Genomic DNA, 18,270 nt, shown 5'->3' with positions numbered 1-18,270 from the left:
TTTCTTTGCCTGCCAACTTATTCTAATATTTGGATTGACCGAGCGATCGCCGCAGCTCTACCCTCATATCTTGCTTTTAGCTCAGGTTGTAGCTTAATATCCAAGTCTTGTTCAATCTCTGCTGCAACGAAGTTGCGAATCTTTCCAGTCACTCGCACGGTCTTACCTGCATCAATACCACCAGTAGCACCAACAACTAATAACTCTTTACCACCAATTAACTCTTCGTCATCCAGCGTGAATGCATTTGGAGTAATAACTTCTGCTACTTTGCCGCTGATGGTGACGTTCTTATCAATAAATGGGGCTGGCTCCTCGGCAACTTCACCTGGCTCTGGTGTAAGGGTTAGTGCTATAGCAATAAGTACAGGCTTACCCCTAAATTCTGCTGCCAACTCCTGAGTTAATTTCAAATTAAACTGTTTCTCAATTTCCGATTTAGAAAACTGGCGAACCGTGCCTGTTACTTGGATATTACTATCATTAACTATGGGGGAACCACTGAGATTTACAACTAGTAACTCTGGGTCATTAAAGAAGCGATCGCCTTCAATAATAAATGCCTTCGGACTGATGACTTTTTCAATTTCTCCGCTTACAGTTACGGTTTTACCTATGAGTTGACTGTTAGGTCGCTCGGTAATTTCGCTTATCTTTGTGCCCTTCTTGGAACCATCCGAGTTAGTCATAGAGCAGGCAGTCAAACCCACTAAAAGCAACAGCAACAAGGCAATTGCTCTATGATTCCACAAAGCTTGCATTAAATTGCGATCGCAGGCGAACTCGCACTTAGGGAAGCAATTGTGACTAAGTTTATTCATCGTTATCCAAAATTTTTTCTCAAAATTATCGCTTTATAGACTACTCGATCTACTTCTGTCTTAGGGATGAAGAAGTTTCATCCAAAGTTAGACAAGATACATCGAGCTATTTTTGATTCGGTAACTGTAGCCATGACAGAACCGCGCCCCAGCAATATCATCATTAAGGTCTTTTTGGCAATTGCACTACTCTTTGGTTTCTTCGCGCTCGGCGCAATAATCAATTACGCTTCTCAGCAATTCCAACAAAATGAAATAGAGACTGAAAAGCCTCAACAAGAGCTATTAGATCGGTGACTCCTTTTACAAAGACCAGCGATCGCAGCAGATAAACCGAGGGTAACTGATAACTGGTCACTGGTAGAGGGTCACTGTATAAAGTTGCCGCTCTCTCCACCAGTTTTCCACTATTTAGATCTATTCTGACTTCAAAGCCAGTACAACCATTGATGTTAAGAAGAAAATTCTGGAGCGAAACTATCTCCTCCCTTAGTCATTGGTCATCGGTCATTTGTGAATTGCTCATGACCGATGACAGCTCTTATACATGAGTTCAAGTTGCCATACGGTAAAAGATTGAATCAGTGAGCTAGAAATGTTGCCACAGAGAAGAAAGGCGATCGCCAAACGCAAGTTTGCCCGTAAATTAGCTTCTTGGGTACTTGTCATTATCCTATTTCTCTCGCTATCGGGGCTTCCGGCTTCGGCGCGAAACACACCAGCCGATATACAAGTTGCAGTTTGCGAGGGTATTCTAGCTCTCTTACCCTACTGAGCGATCGCAATATTGGTATTTTTATTGCTACCAATAGCTTTAGTGGGATAAATGGCAAGCTATTGACTCAGTTTTTCGATCGCTATTTTCCCGCTCCACAGCAAACATCACCCAAGAAACCTCTGGCTCTAAGCGCAGAGCAGCTAGAACGATTCACTGGAACTTACCGAGATTTGGAATATCCTCGCCATACCTTCGCCAAGCTCACTGCACCGTTTGAACATATTAATATCAAGCAGGGTGACAACGGGACTCTACTCGTTAGCACTCCTGGTTTGTTCTTCATTGGTAATGCTCCAAAGATCCAATTAGCTCCCATCGAACCATTGCTATTCCAACGAGTCAATGATGATGCTTTCACAGCCTTTGAGCCGGATGAAAGCGGGTGGATTAGGTATGCATTTAATCCTCTGTGGGCTAAAATTGGAGCCTACGAGCATATACCTTGGTATGAAACAAGTTGGGTGCAGCTAGGGATTTTAGGATTTTGTACAGTCCTGTTTCTATCAGCTATCTTCGTTTATCCGATTAAGCCTTTAATTCAACGTTTGCGTGGCAAACGGTTTCAAGTAAAGCAATTGCGTTGGGCTTGGAGATTAGCAGGTTTAATCGGTACTTTAAACTTAGTTTTTCTGATTGGCTTTCCTCTATCAATTTGGCTGTATGGCTTTTGGCGGCTAGTATATGGCGTGCCTGCTGTAGCGATCGCATTTCTTTGCATTCCCCTACTCACCACTTTTTTGACACTAGGATTGTTTATCTTTACCGCTTGGGCTTGGAAAAATAATTACTGGTCTTTGGTAAAGCGATCTCATTATTCCTTAATTACCCTCGCTGCTTTGGTCTTTATTCCCTTTCTTGCCTACTGGAATTTATTAGGTTTTCAGTTTTAACACTTGAATTATTCAGACCGGAAAACAGGAAGTCAAGCTAACTACTTCTTCAGGCGTAATTTTGCCAGCGATCGCCATTTTCCCCGATTTTTCCACTATTTAATCTTACCGTCGATCGGTAGAGAGTAAGTAGGAGAAAATTGTGTTTAAAAAACTAAATAACGAAAGAGTGAGTTCTCGTTCGACTAAGGGCGGTTCGTTGCGGTTGTGGAGTGCTAAAGGAGCATTTGCCCTAGCCGCGATCGCGATCTCTTTACCTATAGGTTATCTCAATGCCCAAGAAGTCACGCGAACCATCAACAAAAACAATATCATTGCTCAGGCGGATAGAAGAACGCCACAAGAGCGACGCAACGTTACTTCCGAAGAGTTAGCTGATAAATTCAAAGCGTTGGTTGGTAAAAGGGTGACTGTTAGAGGTAGATTTCTGGAGAAAATTGGTAACAACACTTTTACAATTGCTGACGAAGAGTTTCTTGGTGTTGAGCCGATTTTGATCGTAAATCTTTCTGGCAATCCGCTAGATCTCCCTTCTAATGACATAGAAGTGCAAGCAACGGGCGTAGTGCGGAGTTTTTCGCTGGCTGAGATTGCCAAAAGATACAACGTGCAATTCGATCGCGCCACGTATGCCCAATACGAGAACGATCCGGTAATTATTGCCCGCTCAGTTGCCCCAGCACCAGAACCAGAGGAGATTACTAGCAACCCCAGCCCTTATTACAACAGACGGCTTGCCGTACCAGGTAACGTCCAGCGTGTCTATAGCCCTAATGCTTTTGTACTAGAGAACAATTTGCTGGTTTTGAATCCATATCCGAAACAGGCTGCTAGACCAAGAGTGACTCAAGGTGAGAGAGTAGTTGCGACTGGGGTGCTAGATCGGCTGGTTATTGCTGACATAGAACGGGAATACGGCTTTACTTTAGATGCTGGTATACGAAAACAACTGGAAGCTGACTACGCCGACAGACCTGTATTGATTGTCGATAACGTGTATCCATCGGCAGTGGACGAATAGTATAGATGGCGAGTGGGAGTAATCTCGCTCGCACCCAATCGGGTAATTTTTCCTAATTATTTTCCCCATTTATTCATCACATCTTTGACCAAAACTTCTTTGAGCCAAATTTGAACTACAATCAATAGCGGAATAGCAAGAAATAACCCTAAAAATCCGAATAAACTGGCAAAAATTACTACTGATAATATGGTAAACACAGGCATTAGATTCACCTCGTGTTTCATAATTAAGGGAACTAAAACTAAGCTTTCAAACTGCTGAATTGCAATATAAAGTAATATAACTGCCCCTGCCTTCCAAGGAGCATCAAGCAGGGCGAGCAGAGCTGGTGGAACAACGCTCAAAGTTGGTCCCACATTGGGGATAAACTCTAATAATCCGGCTAAAGCAGCATTGACTAAAGGCAGGGGTACTCCCAAAATTGTCAGCCCGATAAAAGATACTAAACCAATGACGACCATTGCTATGAGAGTTCCTTTAATCCACCCAACTAAGGATGCTTCAGATTCAGACAAAATTTCGTCAATTCGTCGTCGATAAAAGTTAGGAAAAGCTAGAATGAAAACTCTTCGATATTGGGAAGGGTTCACCAATAGCATGACGGTCAGTACCAGAAACAATAAAAAGCTCAAAACAACGGTAAGCGAGTTATTTAGAATGACAAAGAAGTTACCTAATAGCTGCGTTATCCATGCTTGAAGCTGTTGGGGAATATTTTCTAATACACGGAGCTGTTCAAAAATTGCTCCTGGAATCGTCGATTGCAGCCAATTCAACCAAGCCGCTATTCTTTCTGATGTTTGGGGCAGTACACCCAGTAATTGTTGTAACTGATCGACAATACGCGGCACGATGAACGCAAAAAAGCCAATAATTAGTGCTAATAAGACTGTAATAGTAATCGCGATCGCAATCCCACGCTGAATGCGGTATCGCTGGATTCGTCGTACAACGCGATTTAAAACTGTTGCTAAGACTACAGATGCAAACAACAGTAAAACAACTTGCCGAATTTGCCAAAGAATATAAAGAGAGATCGCCAGGGCAAATAAGCCGAGCCATTGACCTAAGCGCACAATACTGCCTCCATAGATTGCTTTTTTGAACGGTTGGCTCTCGCTGATTCCAACCTATACGAGCATCTCTTAGATCGGCGATCGCTCTTTAATGTGGAATCGCGCATACCCACGTTGAATGAAACTCGCCACCAATCATGAGGTGGCGGTTTCTGACTCCCACAACAGAAAGTCATATTTACTGGTCACTGGTCACTTTTTTCTGCACCTGTTAGCGATCTTTATCCACAATTGGACGACCTTCGCTATCTATATCTAACTCTTCTCTACGCACCTGTTCTTGGGTGCTAACCATCTCCTGCTCTACTTCTTTCCTGATTCTGACTTCTTCGCGCAAGACTGCTTCTTTGCGAATATCAGGTTTCTCTTCATAGAGATCCACATGGGCAACTTCTCCTTCACGGAAAGTGGCTTCACCAGGAGAAACAGGCTTGCCAGCATTGTCAGGAGTGGTTCGCTCGACGACTACGCGCTCTTTTTCGACGGGAACTGAAACTATTTGCGTTTCGGCTTCAACGTGTTTGCCAATCGATACTTCTCCAGCTTTTCTGCGGGTTTTGTTAGCAACTAGCCGTTCTTCATACAGTTTGAGTGTATCTTGGTTGCGATCGCCCATATTGTATAGGTCTGGTTCTTGCTCGTAGTTGTAGGTATTGCGATCGTAAGCCGCCCCAGCTACATAAGGCATGGATGCAGCAGATGTCTCTAAAGGTGTTGCCGTATCTGCGCGATCGCGATACACTCCCCGCACTTGTTCTTCATAGTCGTAATCAACCTTCAAATCGTCGCTGAACTCAGGCAGTGCTTCCGCTTGTTCTTTGGTAAAGCCGACAGCATAGACACGGCGATCGCCAGTGTCAATCCGAATCCGTCCTACTGGTAGTAAGACTTGCTTGCCAAAAATCCAAAAACCAGTGTCAACCACCAGATACCGGAAACGTCCTGATTCTTCAACGAGTATGTTTTTGACAGTACCAACTTTTTCATTGTCTAGATCGGAATAGACTTCATAACCTTTGATATCGTTTCCATCAAAAGCATCTTGGTAGTTTGTATCAAAATCTTCTAATTTGTAAAGAACCATTTGGTATTTATTTCCTAATTCAATTTGACTTAATATCAGGATAGAAGTTCGACTAAGATATCCATCTTTCTAAAGAGAGATTTGCACTTTTAAAAATTCAAATGATTTAGATGAAGATGAAAAAACAAAATTTGGATTTTTTATCAGAAATAATGATAGATAGATTGCGTTTATTTGCCGAAATCAATTTGATTTATTCCAAAATTACCAGCATTATTACCATATGTCCAGTTCTTATAGCTGTAAGTACGCTATCTTCGACGCTCACCTACATGGCGTTAATTTTATTCAACAAACTGACGGCTTTCAGGCTTTGTTACGAGAAATGGACAAAGCACGAGTTGAAAAATGCGTAATTTTTGGTTTGCCAGTCTCTAAAACATGGTCGGAATGGGAAAACGAGGAGCCAAACTACTATTTGTCTGACGAAGGACGCTGCTATTATTACTCCCTCACTGATGCGATTATTGCTCAGGCTTATATGGATTTAAGCGCCGACGATAAAAAGCGGATTATTCCTTTAGTCTGTGGGTTTTCTCCTGTCGATCGCTATGCAGATGTATCGTTACGAGGACGATAATCTGGGCAGTCGATAGCTCGTCTAGTGAGAACTACAGATGGATTTACAGCACACTTGAGATGCGGATTCATGCTATAAAAATGACAGTTTATACAAGGAACTTGATGGAGACGATTCAAGAAATCGCTAGCCAGGTTTTGTTTTCTTTTACGCGAGATCTGAAAAATAATTAGCACTCCTGTTGCTATTGCCAAGTAAACAGGTAAAACAATTCCTATATATTCAACCGCATTTACTAAATCTACTTTTTCTCTATTTAGTTGTCTCCCCTCTGGTTTTTCTGCGATTATATTTGTTCCCTGCAAACTTTTTGGGTTTACAGTTTCCGAGTGAAGGTTTTTCTGAACGAGTGTATTTTCCATCAAATCTTTGGCATTCATACAATTTGCTCCCCGATGTTAAGAAGTGTCAGGGCAGACGAGATGCCTACCCCACAAAACATTGCATACTAAGCACAAGGACAACAGGGAATTACTGCAACTGACTCAGATCCAAATTTGGTGGTAAGAGAACTTCATTTACTGCATGAATAATTCCATTGCTGGCTTGGATATTTGGTTGAATTACTCTGGCATCATTGACTGAAATTTGATTTCCATTTGGATCGATTTGAATATTTATAGGTCTATCGGCAAGCGTTTCCAATTCTCCTGCCGAGAGTTGTTTAGCAGTTTGTTGCCCTGGAACCAAGTGATACATCAAAATTTGCATCAGGACTTCACTATTTTCTGGCTGTTGCAACTTTTTCAAAATTCCTTGAGGGAGAGCTGCAAATGCCTCGTTAGTAGGAGCAAAAACTGTATACGGTCCTCGTTTTTGCAAGCTTTCTGCTAGTCCTGTAGCTTTAAGTAAAGAAGTTAACGTAGAAAAAGATTGGTTTGATGTTGCTACTGCAACCAAGTTATTTGCAGCTGTCGTACCAGAAGTTTGAGGAGTTTGAGTATTTGGGGTGGTTTGACTCACATTACTATTGCGACCCACAATATATTGAGTTGCTGCCACATTACTAGCTAGAGGTTGCACCTGTCCAAGCCGTACCAAAGCTTGATACAAGTGAGCTGCGGCTTCTGCCCGTGTCAGAGGTTGTTGGGGATTGAGTTGTCTAATATTGGGATAGTTGACAACCAGGTTAGCTTGGGTTGCGGCGGCGACTTCACCTGTAGCATAAGCTGGAACTGCTTCAGCATCTAAATAAGAAGTACTGATAACATTTTGGAGAGAACGGTCGGCTTTCAAATTCAAGCCATCTGCTAAAGCAATTATCGCCTGTAACTTAGTAATGTCTTCTGCTGGCTGAAAAGCTCCTCCAGGTACGCCTCCCATAAACCCTGTTTCGTATGCTTCCTCAATCGCCGCCGCCGCCCAGTAGTCAGGTGGGACATCTTTAAATCCAGGTTCAGCTAACTGCCGCACGCGATTTTGATTAAAAGCTTTTTGAATCATGGCAGCAAATTCAGCCCGCTGCACGGGTTGTTCTGGTCTGAAAGTGCCGTTGGGAAAACCAGTAATGATGTTTCTAGCTGCTAGGGCTTGAATAAATGGTTGCGCCCAGTAGTCAGCCCCAACATCAGAAAAGTTAGTCGTTGCGCTTTGAGTGGGGGATGGAGAAGCAGGAGTTGCAGAATCTTGTGCGAAGGCAGATTGAGAAATTGCGATTGGACTAACGACACCAACTGACACTCCGAAAGCTAGCAAGGCGGCACTTAAAGCAGACGAGCGACGAAATAAACTCTTCATGGAATCCTTTTTTGCGGTATTTTAGTTAAATTTGGATTATGTTTGATAAATTTAAAATCAACTTAAATAATCCACGAGCGACCTAGATCGCATCAACTGTTGAATCAGTTGAATCAAGTGTTGAAATAGCTATCTTCTTGAGGTTAAGTTGTAATAGTGGAAAACTGGTGGAGAAATTGAAGTTGTCTTTAACTGCTACTACGTAACTTACCGAGCGGCACAAACTTTATCGAGCTTGAAACAAAAACAAGTATCAAAAGTTATATACTGTTATCTATATAGCGTTAGGTTTGTCTCGCTTTAGATATCGATTTATAAAATTAAATGAATATCTCACACCGAATCGTATTTATTTGCAATTAACTTCTAGGCGATCGCAGTGAACGTTTCCATGTAGAGACGTTACATGTAACGTCTCTACATGGGCAATCGATTTCACAATTTATCTAGGATTGCCATAGCAATGAAAAGTTTTGTGAGTGAAGAAGAGATGCGTTAGTTAAGAAATAATCGATCCAAGTTTGCTTTATCGGGAGCTTGCTTTATTTGCTCCTCTAACTCTTCTAAGAGTTGACACAGACGCAGACAATAAGTAAAGCGATCGCCGTTTTTATCTTCTAATAAAGACTCGATCTCTTGAGCTAATTGCGAAGCTTGAGCAAAACCAAAACTACCTAAAGCACCTGCAAGTTTGTGAGCTTCTCGCACAGCCTGTTTTTGTATTCCATTGTCGAGCGTACCGCGACATAAAGCTTCCACCGCTTGTTCTAACACTGCAAGGCGATCGCCAATTCCTACTGTAAAAACTTCCCTAAACTTAACGACTACCGATAGAATTTCTTGTTGCATCTCATCCAAATTCGACGCAGTTGATTCTGGATGAGATGTTTCCGACTCTAGAGGTTTGAGGCGATATCCCAGACCGTAAACTGTTTCAATCAAATCGCTGGGCGCACCTGCGGTTTTAAGTTTGTGGCGCAAGCTTTTGATGTAAGACTTGATTGTATTTTCTTGCGGTGGGTCTTCTAAATTCCACAGGCGATCGACGATCGCGCTGCGGCTAAACGTGCGCCGAGGGCTGCGGAGAAACAACTCTAACAGCGCGTATTCTCTAGGGGTTAAATGTAAAATTTGCTGCCCGTATGTCGCCTCGCAACTACTTGGATCGAGCCGCAGATCGCCCCATTCTAATACTGGTGGTAAAGCGGTACTACCTCGACGCAATAAAGCGCGAACGCGAGCAATTAATTCGGGAAAATCAAACGGTTTGACGACGTAATCATCCGCACCAGCATCTAAACCCACAACTTTATCAGAGCTGGTATCTTTTGCCGTCAGCATTAAAATCGGTATGCGATCGCCTTTTTGCCTCAGTTGCCGACATAAACTCATACCATCTAATTTGGGCAACATCACATCAAGCAAAATTAAATCGTAACTGAATGCTGTTGCTAGTTCCCAACCCTCTTGACCGTCAGCAGCAATATCGACAAGACAACGCTGCTGTTGTGATAGCGTTGCGGCAACAGCTTGAGCTATGGAATTATCGTCCTCAACCACCAGAATTTTCATTGGCGATCGCCTACCTCTAGATAAATTGTTCGTGATAACAGTAGACTCTCTAACTCCACTAAAGACTTTTTTAGCTGCATCAAACATCTATCAAAAGTAACGCCAGCTTAATCTTTAGACAGATAGAATACTACATTAAATCTCCTCAATTTTATTGATAGGGATGCCCTACACCCCACACCCCACACCCCACACCCCACACCCTTCTTAAAGTTTTCCAGCCATTTTAGCCAAGCTCGTAACCACAGCCACTAACTCAGCCGCCCTAATTGGTTTAGCGACGTGAAGCTGAAAACCTTCTGCTAGAGCCTTGGTGTAATCTTCTTGCCTGGCATATCCCGTCAAAGCTACGGCGGGAATAGTTCCGCCCATTTGGGGTTCCAATTCTCTAATTTTCCGGATCAGCGTGTAGCCATCTTCCCCTGGCATTCCAATATCGCTGATGAGTACGTCTGGTCTGTGTTGTTCTATTACCTCTAGTGCCTTGCCCACTGAAGCAACAGCAATGACTTCTGCGCCTGACTCTTCCAGTACGACTGTAATCCACTGTCGCGCATCAGCTTCATCATCCACAACCAATACTCGCAAGCCACGTAGGGAAGGGGCTGGGGGTTGGAGGCTAGGGGCTGAAGGATTTTCTTCTCCTGTTTCCCCTGCTCTAGATACTCTTTCTGAAACGGGGAGTTCGATTGTAAATGTAGTCCCTTGTCCTCTGCCTGAACTATCGACTCGAATTGTGCCATTGTGGAGTTCTACTAGGTGGCGGGCGATCGCCAAACCCAAGCCCAAGCCTTTATTCGATCTCGCACTAGTACTATCTGCCTGACGAAAGCGATCGAAAACATATGGTAGAAAGTCGCGATCGATCCCTACACCTGTGTCGATGACTTGGATTTGAGCAAAGTTGGTAACTGGTAATTGGTAATTGGTAATTGGTAGTTGGTCTTGGGCAAGATTTTTGACATTTAACCCTTCACTTCGTTCGAGGGCAAGCTTTTGACCCTTCACTTCGTTCGAGGGCAAGCTTTTGACTTTTTCTAGCCGCACCTCAACTCTTCCGCCTTCAGGAGTAAATTTAATTGCATTGGAAAGTAGATTCCACACCACTTGTTGCAAGCGTTCTGAGTCACCCCAGATAAGTGGTGAGTGGTGAGTGGTGAGTGGTGAGTGACTAGTCTCTCCCTCAGCTTCCTCAGCCTCCTCAGCTCCCTCAGCTCTCTTCGCCGACTCCCGCACAAACTCCAAATCTATTGCTTTCTCATTTGCGGCTGGCTGTACGACTTCAATTGCTGCGGTGATGACTCTAGCGAGATCGACTCTAGCAAAATTGAGTGAAATATCTCCTCTGACAATGCGGGAAATATCGAGCAGGTCTTCAATCAGTTGCATTTGCAAGTTAGCATTGCGCTCGATTGTTTCCACTGCTAGAGCCGCTCGATTATCATCTAGCATACCCGACCGCAACATCCCAGCCCAACCCACGATCGCTGTCATCGGGGTACGTAACTCGTGGGAAACCACAGCCAAAAAATCATCCTTGGCGCGATTGGCTGCTTCTGCCTCAGCGCGGGCAGCTTGTTCGCGTACTAGCAATTCCTCTCGTTCTTCTTCAGCTAGCTTGCGCTGAGTAATATCTTGCATGATTTTGGCAAAACCCCGCAGATTTCCATTTTCATTTCGCAAGACGGTGATGATGCAATGAGTCCAAATGTACGTCCCATCCTTACGAATGTGCCAGCGATTCTCTCTAGAAAAGCCTTCAGCGATCGCCATTTGCAGCACTTGTGCGGGTAAGCCTTGCTGTATTGCTTCTGATGTAAAAATCCGTGCAAAAGGTTGACCGATAATTTCTGCCTCAGAGTAGCCTAGCATCCGCTCCGAACCGACATTCCAACTTGCAAAGATTCCGTTTGGGTCTAGCATGAAAATGGCATATTCGGTGACTCCTTCTACTAATATGCGGTAGCGTTCTTCACTGCGGCGGAGATTTTCTTGACTTTGACGTAAAAACCTCATAATTTTGTTCTGCTTCTCGCGCATTACGTTCGGCTCGGTGCTGAGTCGAGCGCAGCCTGGAGTTGAGAAAGCTAATGAATCCTGCTACTAGTCCAAATTGAATCAGCCCGACAATTCCATCTCGACCAGGTAACGACGAATAAAGTGGGGGGACAAAGAAGTGGTTGCATAGTACGGCAGCTAAAACAGTCGCCAGCAATCCTGGTCCAATACCACCATACCAAGAACTTACCATTACCGCAGCTAGGAATAGCGGATAAAGGTGAGGTTGGATCAACCCCCATACTAGTTGTGTTAAGAGAAAAGCAATGGCGACGGCAACAACAGCAACACCGTAGCCCTTAAGGTGACGGATCGAACTGAGCATATTCTGCGGTTTGGGCTAGCTTTTCTATGTTGGCGCAACAAGTTGATTCATGACAGGTAATTTCTTTTTCATCTTTATCTGCCCGACTTTTCCACTTTTGCGCTTTAGCTTAGGAATCGTAAGGTTCGTAAGACCTACGCCTTTTCTGAAGTTCGACAGTTGTATAGGTAGTATATCTCACACACACTCCTGCTCATTGCAGGCACTAACTTTAGAGTCAGCAGCACTTACTGTCTGTATGACTCTAAATCAACAACTCAGCAACATTCATCAAGGTGGCGATCGCTATCCTTTGAATAATTGCTTTTGTGTTGGTGCATCTGACTGGTTCGCACTGCCTGTACTTCTGTCGTGCCAGATGAGGCAAATTCAACCTCTATCTAGCGGCAGATGTTTTCAGGCGATCGCCCAATTCATATTTTCCGCCTCACTCCAGCACTAGCCTTGCGTTGGAGTAGTTTGAGTATCATCTTGTTTGTCGTCACGGCAGCAGCTATTAGTACCTTTTACCAAGTTATTCACGGATACAAGCGATTGTGGATTTTTGATGCCGCAGTCTATTCTGAACAAGCATGGCAAATTATGTTGTTTTTAGTTTATTTTGTAGCAATTCCTCTCGGTACGTTTATTCTCCACGAACTTATACACGGTTTGGCTTTCATTGCCTTTGGCGGTAAACCGCGATCTGGAGTAGGAATCGAATATTTTCTTCCCTACGCTTACACGACTGCACCGAGAAGGCGTTTTTCCCGCAACGCTTTTTTAGTGATTTCGCTAACTCCTTTATTTATCGTTAACGCAGCGGCTATACTTCTACTAGCCGTTTTACCTCAAGCACCTTGGTTAGGCTGGATAGCCATTCTCAATACTGCTGGCGCGAGTGGCGATATTTGGATTGCAACGCTACTGCTGCGCTGTCCGCGATCGGTTACAGTGGAAGACCGTAAGACAGGAGTAGCAATTTATGCGCCTGCTGATGTCGATACACGTTCCTTGCCTTTTCGACAACGCGACAAGTTTAAATCTACATTCCGAAAATGGCTAGATTTGACCGTTTTAGTGCTTGAACTAATTGTTTTCGTAAGTTTTCTCTTGCCTATCTTATTCGATCTTTTGAACGTGCCTTCATTCATGGTTGGCACGGATTCGTTACAGCTTTTGAATTGGGAGAATAGTGCGAAAGGATTTGGGATCTCGTTTAACCCGTGGTTATGGATAGCGATCGCTACCGTACTGAGTTTAGTCGGAGTGTTGTTTAAATCAATGGGCGATCGCTAAAGCTCATACAACCATTCTGTTCAAACGTTTTAACTCTCCACCACTTTTCCACTTTTGATCCTTAATATTATAGGGAGTAGGGAGTAGGGAAGAAGAAATGCGCTAAAAGGGTTTGAAGCTTAACTTCAATAATGATAGTTATGTCGAGAGTCGGAGTCCGAGACATGACATAATAAATCGATATTTCAATTTTTGTATTATTCTATTTCAATAAATCAAAACTTTTTCAGGCAAAAATAGCCAGCAACAACATTAACACAACGCTTAATCAAGTCGCAGGATGCTTGAAATTGAGAAGGAGAAGAAAATAGTGACAAGCAAACGAATTTTAGTTATTGATGACGAAGACGATATTCTAAAATTAGTTCAAACCTGCTTAGAAATTATGGGGGGATGGCAGGTAATAACCGCTCATTCAGGTCGGGAAGGCTTAAACTTAGCTCAAGATAACCAACCAGATGCAATTCTCTTGGATGTCATGATGCCAGATGAAGATGGCTTATCTACTTTAAAAAAACTGCAATCTAATACAATAACTAGCAACATTCCTGTTATTTTACTAACGGCTAGAGGGCGCTTTGTCGAGCAGAAATTTACTCAATTAGGTGTTAGAGGTGTACTCAACAAACCGTTTAATCCTCTAAAGCTTGCCGAACAAGTGGAAGCGGCTTTGACTTAAAATAAAAACATTGAGTGCGAACCTAACCAAATCTATAAATAGCAATAGCAATCTAAAAAATTAGAAATATATTATTTGTTGTTTGTTGAGATTTTGAATTCGATCGACATCACACTTACATGTTTAATATCACGAGAACGATCGTCATTTATCGTAATATAATTTACATATTAAATCAGTTCCATATCCTTCTAGAGGATGAGAAGAAAAGGAGAGCTGCATCGCTAGCATAGTGACCGATCGCAAGTGTGATGCAGTCTATAAAAACTCAGTTTTTGGCTAGAAACATCATCGGAAAATTTAGTATCGGCTGAGATATTTTCCGATCTGCTGCCGAAACGATCGCTCGTGCTTTAGTAGTGACAAGCTCGGTATTGGCTTCAAATTAATTCGCTAAGAGAGCTGTTGGATCGATGTAATGCTCCGTCTCAAGCGTTAGCCAAAGCCAGAACGCTGAAGGTGAAGTTAGTGCCAGGAGTCGCAGCCTAGTTAATGTTTAGTTCTTGCTTCCTCGATTCTGTTGAAGAGGCAAGAAAATTGCAAATACGAGCGGGCAGAAGCGATCGCATTTCTCCACGAGTTTTCCACCATTGCCATCTAAGTTGAAGTTAGCTCTATCTTCCAATTCAGAGCGAGTTAAAGCTAGTCAGAATTAATAGGCTTACGGTCATGGAATTGAAAAAACGGCGTGGGGAGACAAGTAAACAAATTTTCCAGCAACCAATTTTATATTTAGGCATACTTATAATTGGTAGTTCTGCGGGATGCGAATCTTTAGGAAATAGAGAAGTCCAAGTCCAACCTTCACCTACCCAACCGACAGCTAATTTACAAAACAATCCTAACTTTGTTGCTGAAGTTGTCAAAGATGTAGGACCCGCAGTTGTACGAATCGATGCTACCCGTACAGTAGAAGTACCCACAGCAGTATATAGCAATCCTTTGATTGAGCGATTTTTTGGGGAAAACTTCTTTCCGCCTCAAGAGAAAGTTCAACGCGGTATCGGTTCGGGATTTATTATTAGCCAAGATGGTCGCATTCTAACTAATGCCCATGTGGTAGAAGGTGCGGATAAAGTATCAGTCGTGCTAAGAGATGGTCGCCGCTTTGCTGGAAAAGTTGTGGGTGCAGACCCAGTTACAGACGTAGCAGTTGTTGATATTGAGGGGACAAATTTACCTACAGTTGAGCTGGCTAATTCCGATAATATTACTGTTGGACAATGGGCGATCGCCATTGGTAATCCTTTAGGTCTAGATAACACCGTAACTCAAGGAATTATCAGCGCCACAGGACGCAGTGGTTCAGATATTGGTGTCAACGACAAACGACTTGACTTTTTGCAAACTGATACGGCAATTAATCCTGGTAATTCTGGCGGACCTTTGCTCAATGCTCAAGGCGAAGTTGTAGGCGTGAATACTGCTATTATTGGCGGAGCGCAAGGTTTAGGTTTTGCCATTCCGATTAATACGGCACAAAGAATTGCCGAGCAGTTAATTACAACTGGTCGAGTCGAACATCCATATATTGGCGTGCGACTAATTGAATTAACACCGGAAATTCAGCAGGAAATTAACCAGAGTAACCCTGGTTTTAAAGTCGAGCGCGATCGGGGAGTTTTAATTGTACAAGTTGCTCCCAACTCTCCCGCAGCTCGTGCTGGTTTGCGTCCTGGTGACATTATTACTCAAATTAACTCAACTGAAGTTCAAACTGCTGACTCTGTACAAGATGCTGTAGAAGCAACAAATTTAGGCAAATCGCTACAGATTACAGTCAACCGTAATGGCTCGACTCAACAGCTAACTTTGAAACCAGAACAGTTACCATCTCCCTCCAGATAGAAGCTCTTTGATTGTAAATAGACAACTCTACTTCTAGGCAATTATTTTGTGTTGAAGATTTTTCTAAATTAATTTGGCATCACCTAATAGGAGAAAATCATGTCTGAACTGCTCCAAACTTCGCTGCCAACCCCAACGAAACAAAGATTTGCAGCAACTTTCCGCGTTGTTAGCCGCTTTAGCTTCTGGATACAGTTGGCTTTAGCTAGTACTTCCGGTATTGCTTTAACATTTGCAGTCTTTAGTCGCAGCCTCAGCGTAGCAACAGAGAATGCAGCTATTGGTTTAAGTATCTTTCTAGCCGTCGTTGGCGTATTACTCGCAGTCTTTAGAATATTTTGGGCATTTCGAGGTCGTGTTTTAGCTAGACGCTTGCAGTCACCAGAGCGCGAATTGCATCCGAGAAAAGAAGAGGTAATTCAAGTTTTGAAAATTGGCTTGATTGCGAGCTTCATTGGCATGTTGTTAGCATTTATCGCATCGGAAGTCAGCGCTATCTCAATACTCTCACAAGCTTTAGCTGTACCCCAAGGTGTAGCTGTGTACCAGCAGGGAAATGTCATTCGTTCTCTCGATATTCTTGTCATCTTAGCGAATGTCAATCTTATTGGGACTCACTTAGTTGGTAGTCTTACATCTTTAGGACTACTCGAATGGATAGACTAAGCAAGTCAAAAGTTAAAAGTCAAAGGGAGCAGGGAGTAGGGAGTAGGGGGAACCCATACTTTTTAAGTATAGAATTGAAATATTGATTTCCAACTGTTTCGTGCAACGCATCTCAACATAATTGTTTTTTTAAGATGCGCTTGTAACTCACAACGCGCATTTTTTGTACAACTCTGCTCCCTGCTCCCCTATCCCTACTCCCTCTTGTCAATTACTCCAATTGGTTTAGTTAAAGTCTATCTAAAGTAGTAACTGGTGGAGAAATTAGGTTTCTCCACCAGTTTTCCACTTTTTGAATCTAACCTAAAAATAGGTTCAATCAAAACGGTTGAATTCTACACCAGTTCAAACAATTGAACTTACACCCCCTAGTTGGGCGCTCAACTTTTTCTCTTGACTTCCTAGGACAATCAACTCTAATTGCAAACGATCGTTTCTCTGGCAGGCTCTCCCACTTGAATGAGGCTGGTAGTTATGCATACGCGCAGTCTATTCGATCGCCCAAACGGCAACGTTAGTTGAAAAAATGGCTTTACTAAAACTGAAAGATATCTATCCACAGATGATAAACAGAATGAGAGATTGTGCTGTTATTGGATTTGCTGTATATGCAAATGAAGACGAAAAAGTTGGCACGGTCAAAGATATTTTAGTTGATGAAGACACGGGAAAATTTCGGTATCTGATTGTCGATCTTGGCTTTTGGATTTTTGGCAAAGAAGTTTTACTCCCAATAGAAAGAGCGCGAGTTAGTGCGATAGAAAGCAGAGTAGATGTTGAAGGATTAACAAAAGAGCAAGCCGAGAATTTACCCCAATTCAACGACGATTTGAAGCTCGATCGCGACTATGAAACTCGCGTTAGCAATGCTTATCGCCCTGCACATAACAAACCTTCAATTCAACCCGCACCGATCGCACCAATCGATCCAATGGTACTCAATACTACAGCAACTTTAAATGAGCCATCATGAGTTGTTTTGTTAAAAAGTAGCAAAGGCGATCGCTTCTTTTAGCTAATGCAGATTGCCAATAAATAAAATCAAAAAACCCAAAAAACTTAAAATCGGAGTTACAGATGCTTAAAAAAAATAGAAGTCAACCAAAAAAAATAGTAGGAACAGTCTTTGGTGGCTTACTAATTGGTATACCAGCAATTCCTCTAGTGGCATCGGCACAGGGATCTCAAGTACTCAATCCTTGCCCGAGAATCTACTACGAAGAACCTTTCAATAGTACACGTCTGGCTCCCGAAGGCTGTCCGCCTAATGCTGCAACTAGAATCGTGCAAGGACAAGGTACGCCTGAAGTTACCCGTCCTAGTGCTAGGTCAGCAGATCCTTACTACACCCCCAGAATGCGCGATCGAACGAACCCGCCTGTAACACCGCCTCTACCAGAAAACCGCTCCCAGGCAGTTGCTAAAATCATGTCGATGGACGGCAATGTAGAGGTGAGAGTGAAGAACAATACAAACGCGATCGTCACCTATGAAGCAGTTGGGCATACACAACGCCGAGTTCTGCAAGGTGGAGAAGAAACTGTTTTACGATTACCCGTGCCTGTAACCGTGACTTTTACACGTCAGGATGATGGTTTCGTGCAAGTTATGCCCATGTCTGCATCTCAGGATGGAGTCTTAGAGGTAGCGTTGGATGAAGATGCGAACCCTCGCGATCGCAACCAGGGTGTTCTGAGAATTCAAAAAGATGGTCAAGTTTTCTTGAACTAATTCGCTTCCACAAAGACTAGATAATTCGTACCCAAAATTATCTAGCACCAGTCAAAACTGTATCTAAACATTTTGACTTATGACTTTTAACTTTTGACTTAACTAAGAGGAGTAAGGAGATTT

General features: G+C 43.0%; 18 protein-coding genes and 1 pseudogene. 12 read left to right on the top strand and 7 right to left on the bottom strand.

The features are described 5' to 3' along the window. Positions 1–17: 17 nt before the first annotated feature. The gene (locus DSM107010_RS22190; RefSeq protein WP_106168089.1) at positions 18–821 is read right to left on the bottom strand and encodes a hypothetical protein; all 804 of its coding nucleotides are present in this window, start codon (positions 819–821) and stop codon (positions 18–20) included. Positions 822–953: 132 nt separating this feature from the next. Here DSM107010_RS22190 and DSM107010_RS38635 point away from each other — a divergent pair, with 132 nt between their 5' ends. The 4 genes from DSM107010_RS38635 to DSM107010_RS22180 all read left to right on the top strand — a co-directional run bounded on the left by DSM107010_RS38635 (position 954) and on the right by DSM107010_RS22180 (position 3,510). Then, positions 954–1,118, top strand: coding sequence for a hypothetical protein (locus DSM107010_RS38635; protein ID WP_158631841.1), 165 nt, complete (start codon positions 954–956; stop codon positions 1,116–1,118). A gap of 298 nt (positions 1,119–1,416) precedes the next feature. After that, complete coding sequence (locus tag DSM107010_RS38630) at positions 1,417–1,596, top strand: hypothetical protein (protein ID WP_158631840.1); 180 nt, start codon at positions 1,417–1,419, stop codon at positions 1,594–1,596. Then, positions 1,563–2,489, top strand: coding sequence for a hypothetical protein (locus DSM107010_RS39940; protein WP_199755690.1), 927 nt, complete (start codon positions 1,563–1,565; stop codon positions 2,487–2,489). Before DSM107010_RS38630 ends, DSM107010_RS39940 begins: the two co-directional genes overlap by 34 nt. Before the next feature lie 142 nt (positions 2,490–2,631). Next, positions 2,632–3,510 (top strand): hypothetical protein, encoded by an 879-nt coding sequence (locus tag DSM107010_RS22180; RefSeq protein ID WP_106168088.1) that lies wholly within the window; start codon positions 2,632–2,634, stop codon positions 3,508–3,510. A gap of 56 nt (positions 3,511–3,566) precedes the next feature. Here the strand turns inward: DSM107010_RS22180 and DSM107010_RS22175 are convergent, their stop codons facing one another. After that, positions 3,567–4,589: an AI-2E family transporter gene (locus DSM107010_RS22175; protein WP_106168087.1), complete on the bottom strand. Its 1,023-nt coding sequence runs from the start codon at positions 4,587–4,589 to the stop codon at positions 3,567–3,569. A gap of 211 nt (positions 4,590–4,800) precedes the next feature. Continuing rightward, positions 4,801–5,673: a DUF2382 domain-containing protein gene (locus DSM107010_RS22170; RefSeq protein WP_106168086.1), complete on the bottom strand. Its 873-nt coding sequence runs from the start codon at positions 5,671–5,673 to the stop codon at positions 4,801–4,803. A gap of 223 nt (positions 5,674–5,896) precedes the next feature. Between DSM107010_RS22170 and DSM107010_RS22165 the strand changes: the two genes are divergently transcribed. Further along, on the top strand, positions 5,897–6,253 hold the full coding sequence (locus DSM107010_RS22165; RefSeq protein WP_015155795.1) for a hypothetical protein: 357 nt from the start codon (positions 5,897–5,899) through the stop codon (positions 6,251–6,253). On the opposite strand, the gene DSM107010_RS22160 is transcribed toward DSM107010_RS22165, so the two are convergent. From DSM107010_RS22160 to DSM107010_RS22145, 4 genes and pseudogenes are all read right to left on the bottom strand, one after another. Next, on the bottom strand, positions 6,223–6,633 hold the full coding sequence (locus DSM107010_RS22160) for a hypothetical protein (protein ID WP_106168085.1): 411 nt from the start codon (positions 6,631–6,633) through the stop codon (positions 6,223–6,225). The two genes, DSM107010_RS22165 and DSM107010_RS22160, sit on opposite strands and share 31 nt — an antisense overlap. A gap of 91 nt (positions 6,634–6,724) precedes the next feature. Next, on the bottom strand, positions 6,725–7,990 hold the full coding sequence (locus DSM107010_RS22155; protein ID WP_127023951.1) for a fasciclin domain-containing protein: 1,266 nt from the start codon (positions 7,988–7,990) through the stop codon (positions 6,725–6,727). A gap of 495 nt (positions 7,991–8,485) precedes the next feature. After that, positions 8,486–9,649 (bottom strand): response regulator, encoded by a 1,164-nt coding sequence (locus DSM107010_RS22150; RefSeq protein WP_106168083.1) that lies wholly within the window; start codon positions 9,647–9,649, stop codon positions 8,486–8,488. A gap of 120 nt (positions 9,650–9,769) precedes the next feature. Beyond that, a pseudogene (locus DSM107010_RS22145) lies at positions 9,770–11,945 on the bottom strand (hybrid sensor histidine kinase/response regulator). A 238-nt stretch (positions 11,946–12,183) separates the two neighbouring features. Here DSM107010_RS22145 and DSM107010_RS22140 point away from each other — a divergent pair. From DSM107010_RS22140 to DSM107010_RS22110, 7 genes are all read left to right on the top strand, one after another. Continuing rightward, positions 12,184–12,387, top strand: a complete 204-nt coding sequence (locus DSM107010_RS22140) for a hypothetical protein (RefSeq protein ID WP_127023948.1) — start codon at positions 12,184–12,186, stop codon at positions 12,385–12,387. Continuing rightward, entirely contained in the window at positions 12,336–13,223 is an 888-nt protein-coding gene (locus DSM107010_RS22135) for a DUF3267 domain-containing protein (protein ID WP_106167929.1), read from the top strand. The genes DSM107010_RS22140 and DSM107010_RS22135 overlap by 52 nt, the downstream gene beginning before the upstream one ends. A gap of 310 nt (positions 13,224–13,533) precedes the next feature. Further along, positions 13,534–13,902: a response regulator gene (locus tag DSM107010_RS22130; protein WP_015155802.1), complete on the top strand. Its 369-nt coding sequence runs from the start codon at positions 13,534–13,536 to the stop codon at positions 13,900–13,902. A 669-nt stretch (positions 13,903–14,571) separates the two neighbouring features. Further along, positions 14,572–15,750, top strand: coding sequence for an HhoA/HhoB/HtrA family serine endopeptidase (locus tag DSM107010_RS22125; protein WP_106167928.1), 1,179 nt, complete (start codon positions 14,572–14,574; stop codon positions 15,748–15,750). A gap of 99 nt (positions 15,751–15,849) precedes the next feature. Continuing rightward, complete coding sequence (locus tag DSM107010_RS22120; protein ID WP_106167927.1) at positions 15,850–16,416, top strand: DUF3611 family protein; 567 nt, start codon at positions 15,850–15,852, stop codon at positions 16,414–16,416. Between the two features lie 526 nt (positions 16,417–16,942). After that, a complete protein-coding gene (locus DSM107010_RS22115; RefSeq protein WP_106167926.1) occupies positions 16,943–17,389 on the top strand; it encodes a PRC-barrel domain-containing protein in 447 nt (148 codons plus the stop codon). A 104-nt stretch (positions 17,390–17,493) separates the two neighbouring features. After that, a complete protein-coding gene (locus DSM107010_RS22110; protein WP_106167925.1) occupies positions 17,494–18,147 on the top strand; it encodes a hypothetical protein in 654 nt (217 codons plus the stop codon). Positions 18,148–18,270: the final 123 nt, after the last annotated feature.

This window comes from Chroococcidiopsis cubana SAG 39.79, assembly GCF_003991895.1.
GTDB lineage: Bacteria > Cyanobacteriota > Cyanobacteriia > Cyanobacteriales > Chroococcidiopsidaceae > Chroococcidiopsis > Chroococcidiopsis thermalis.
This window is presented reverse-complemented; position numbering and strand designations above follow the sequence as displayed.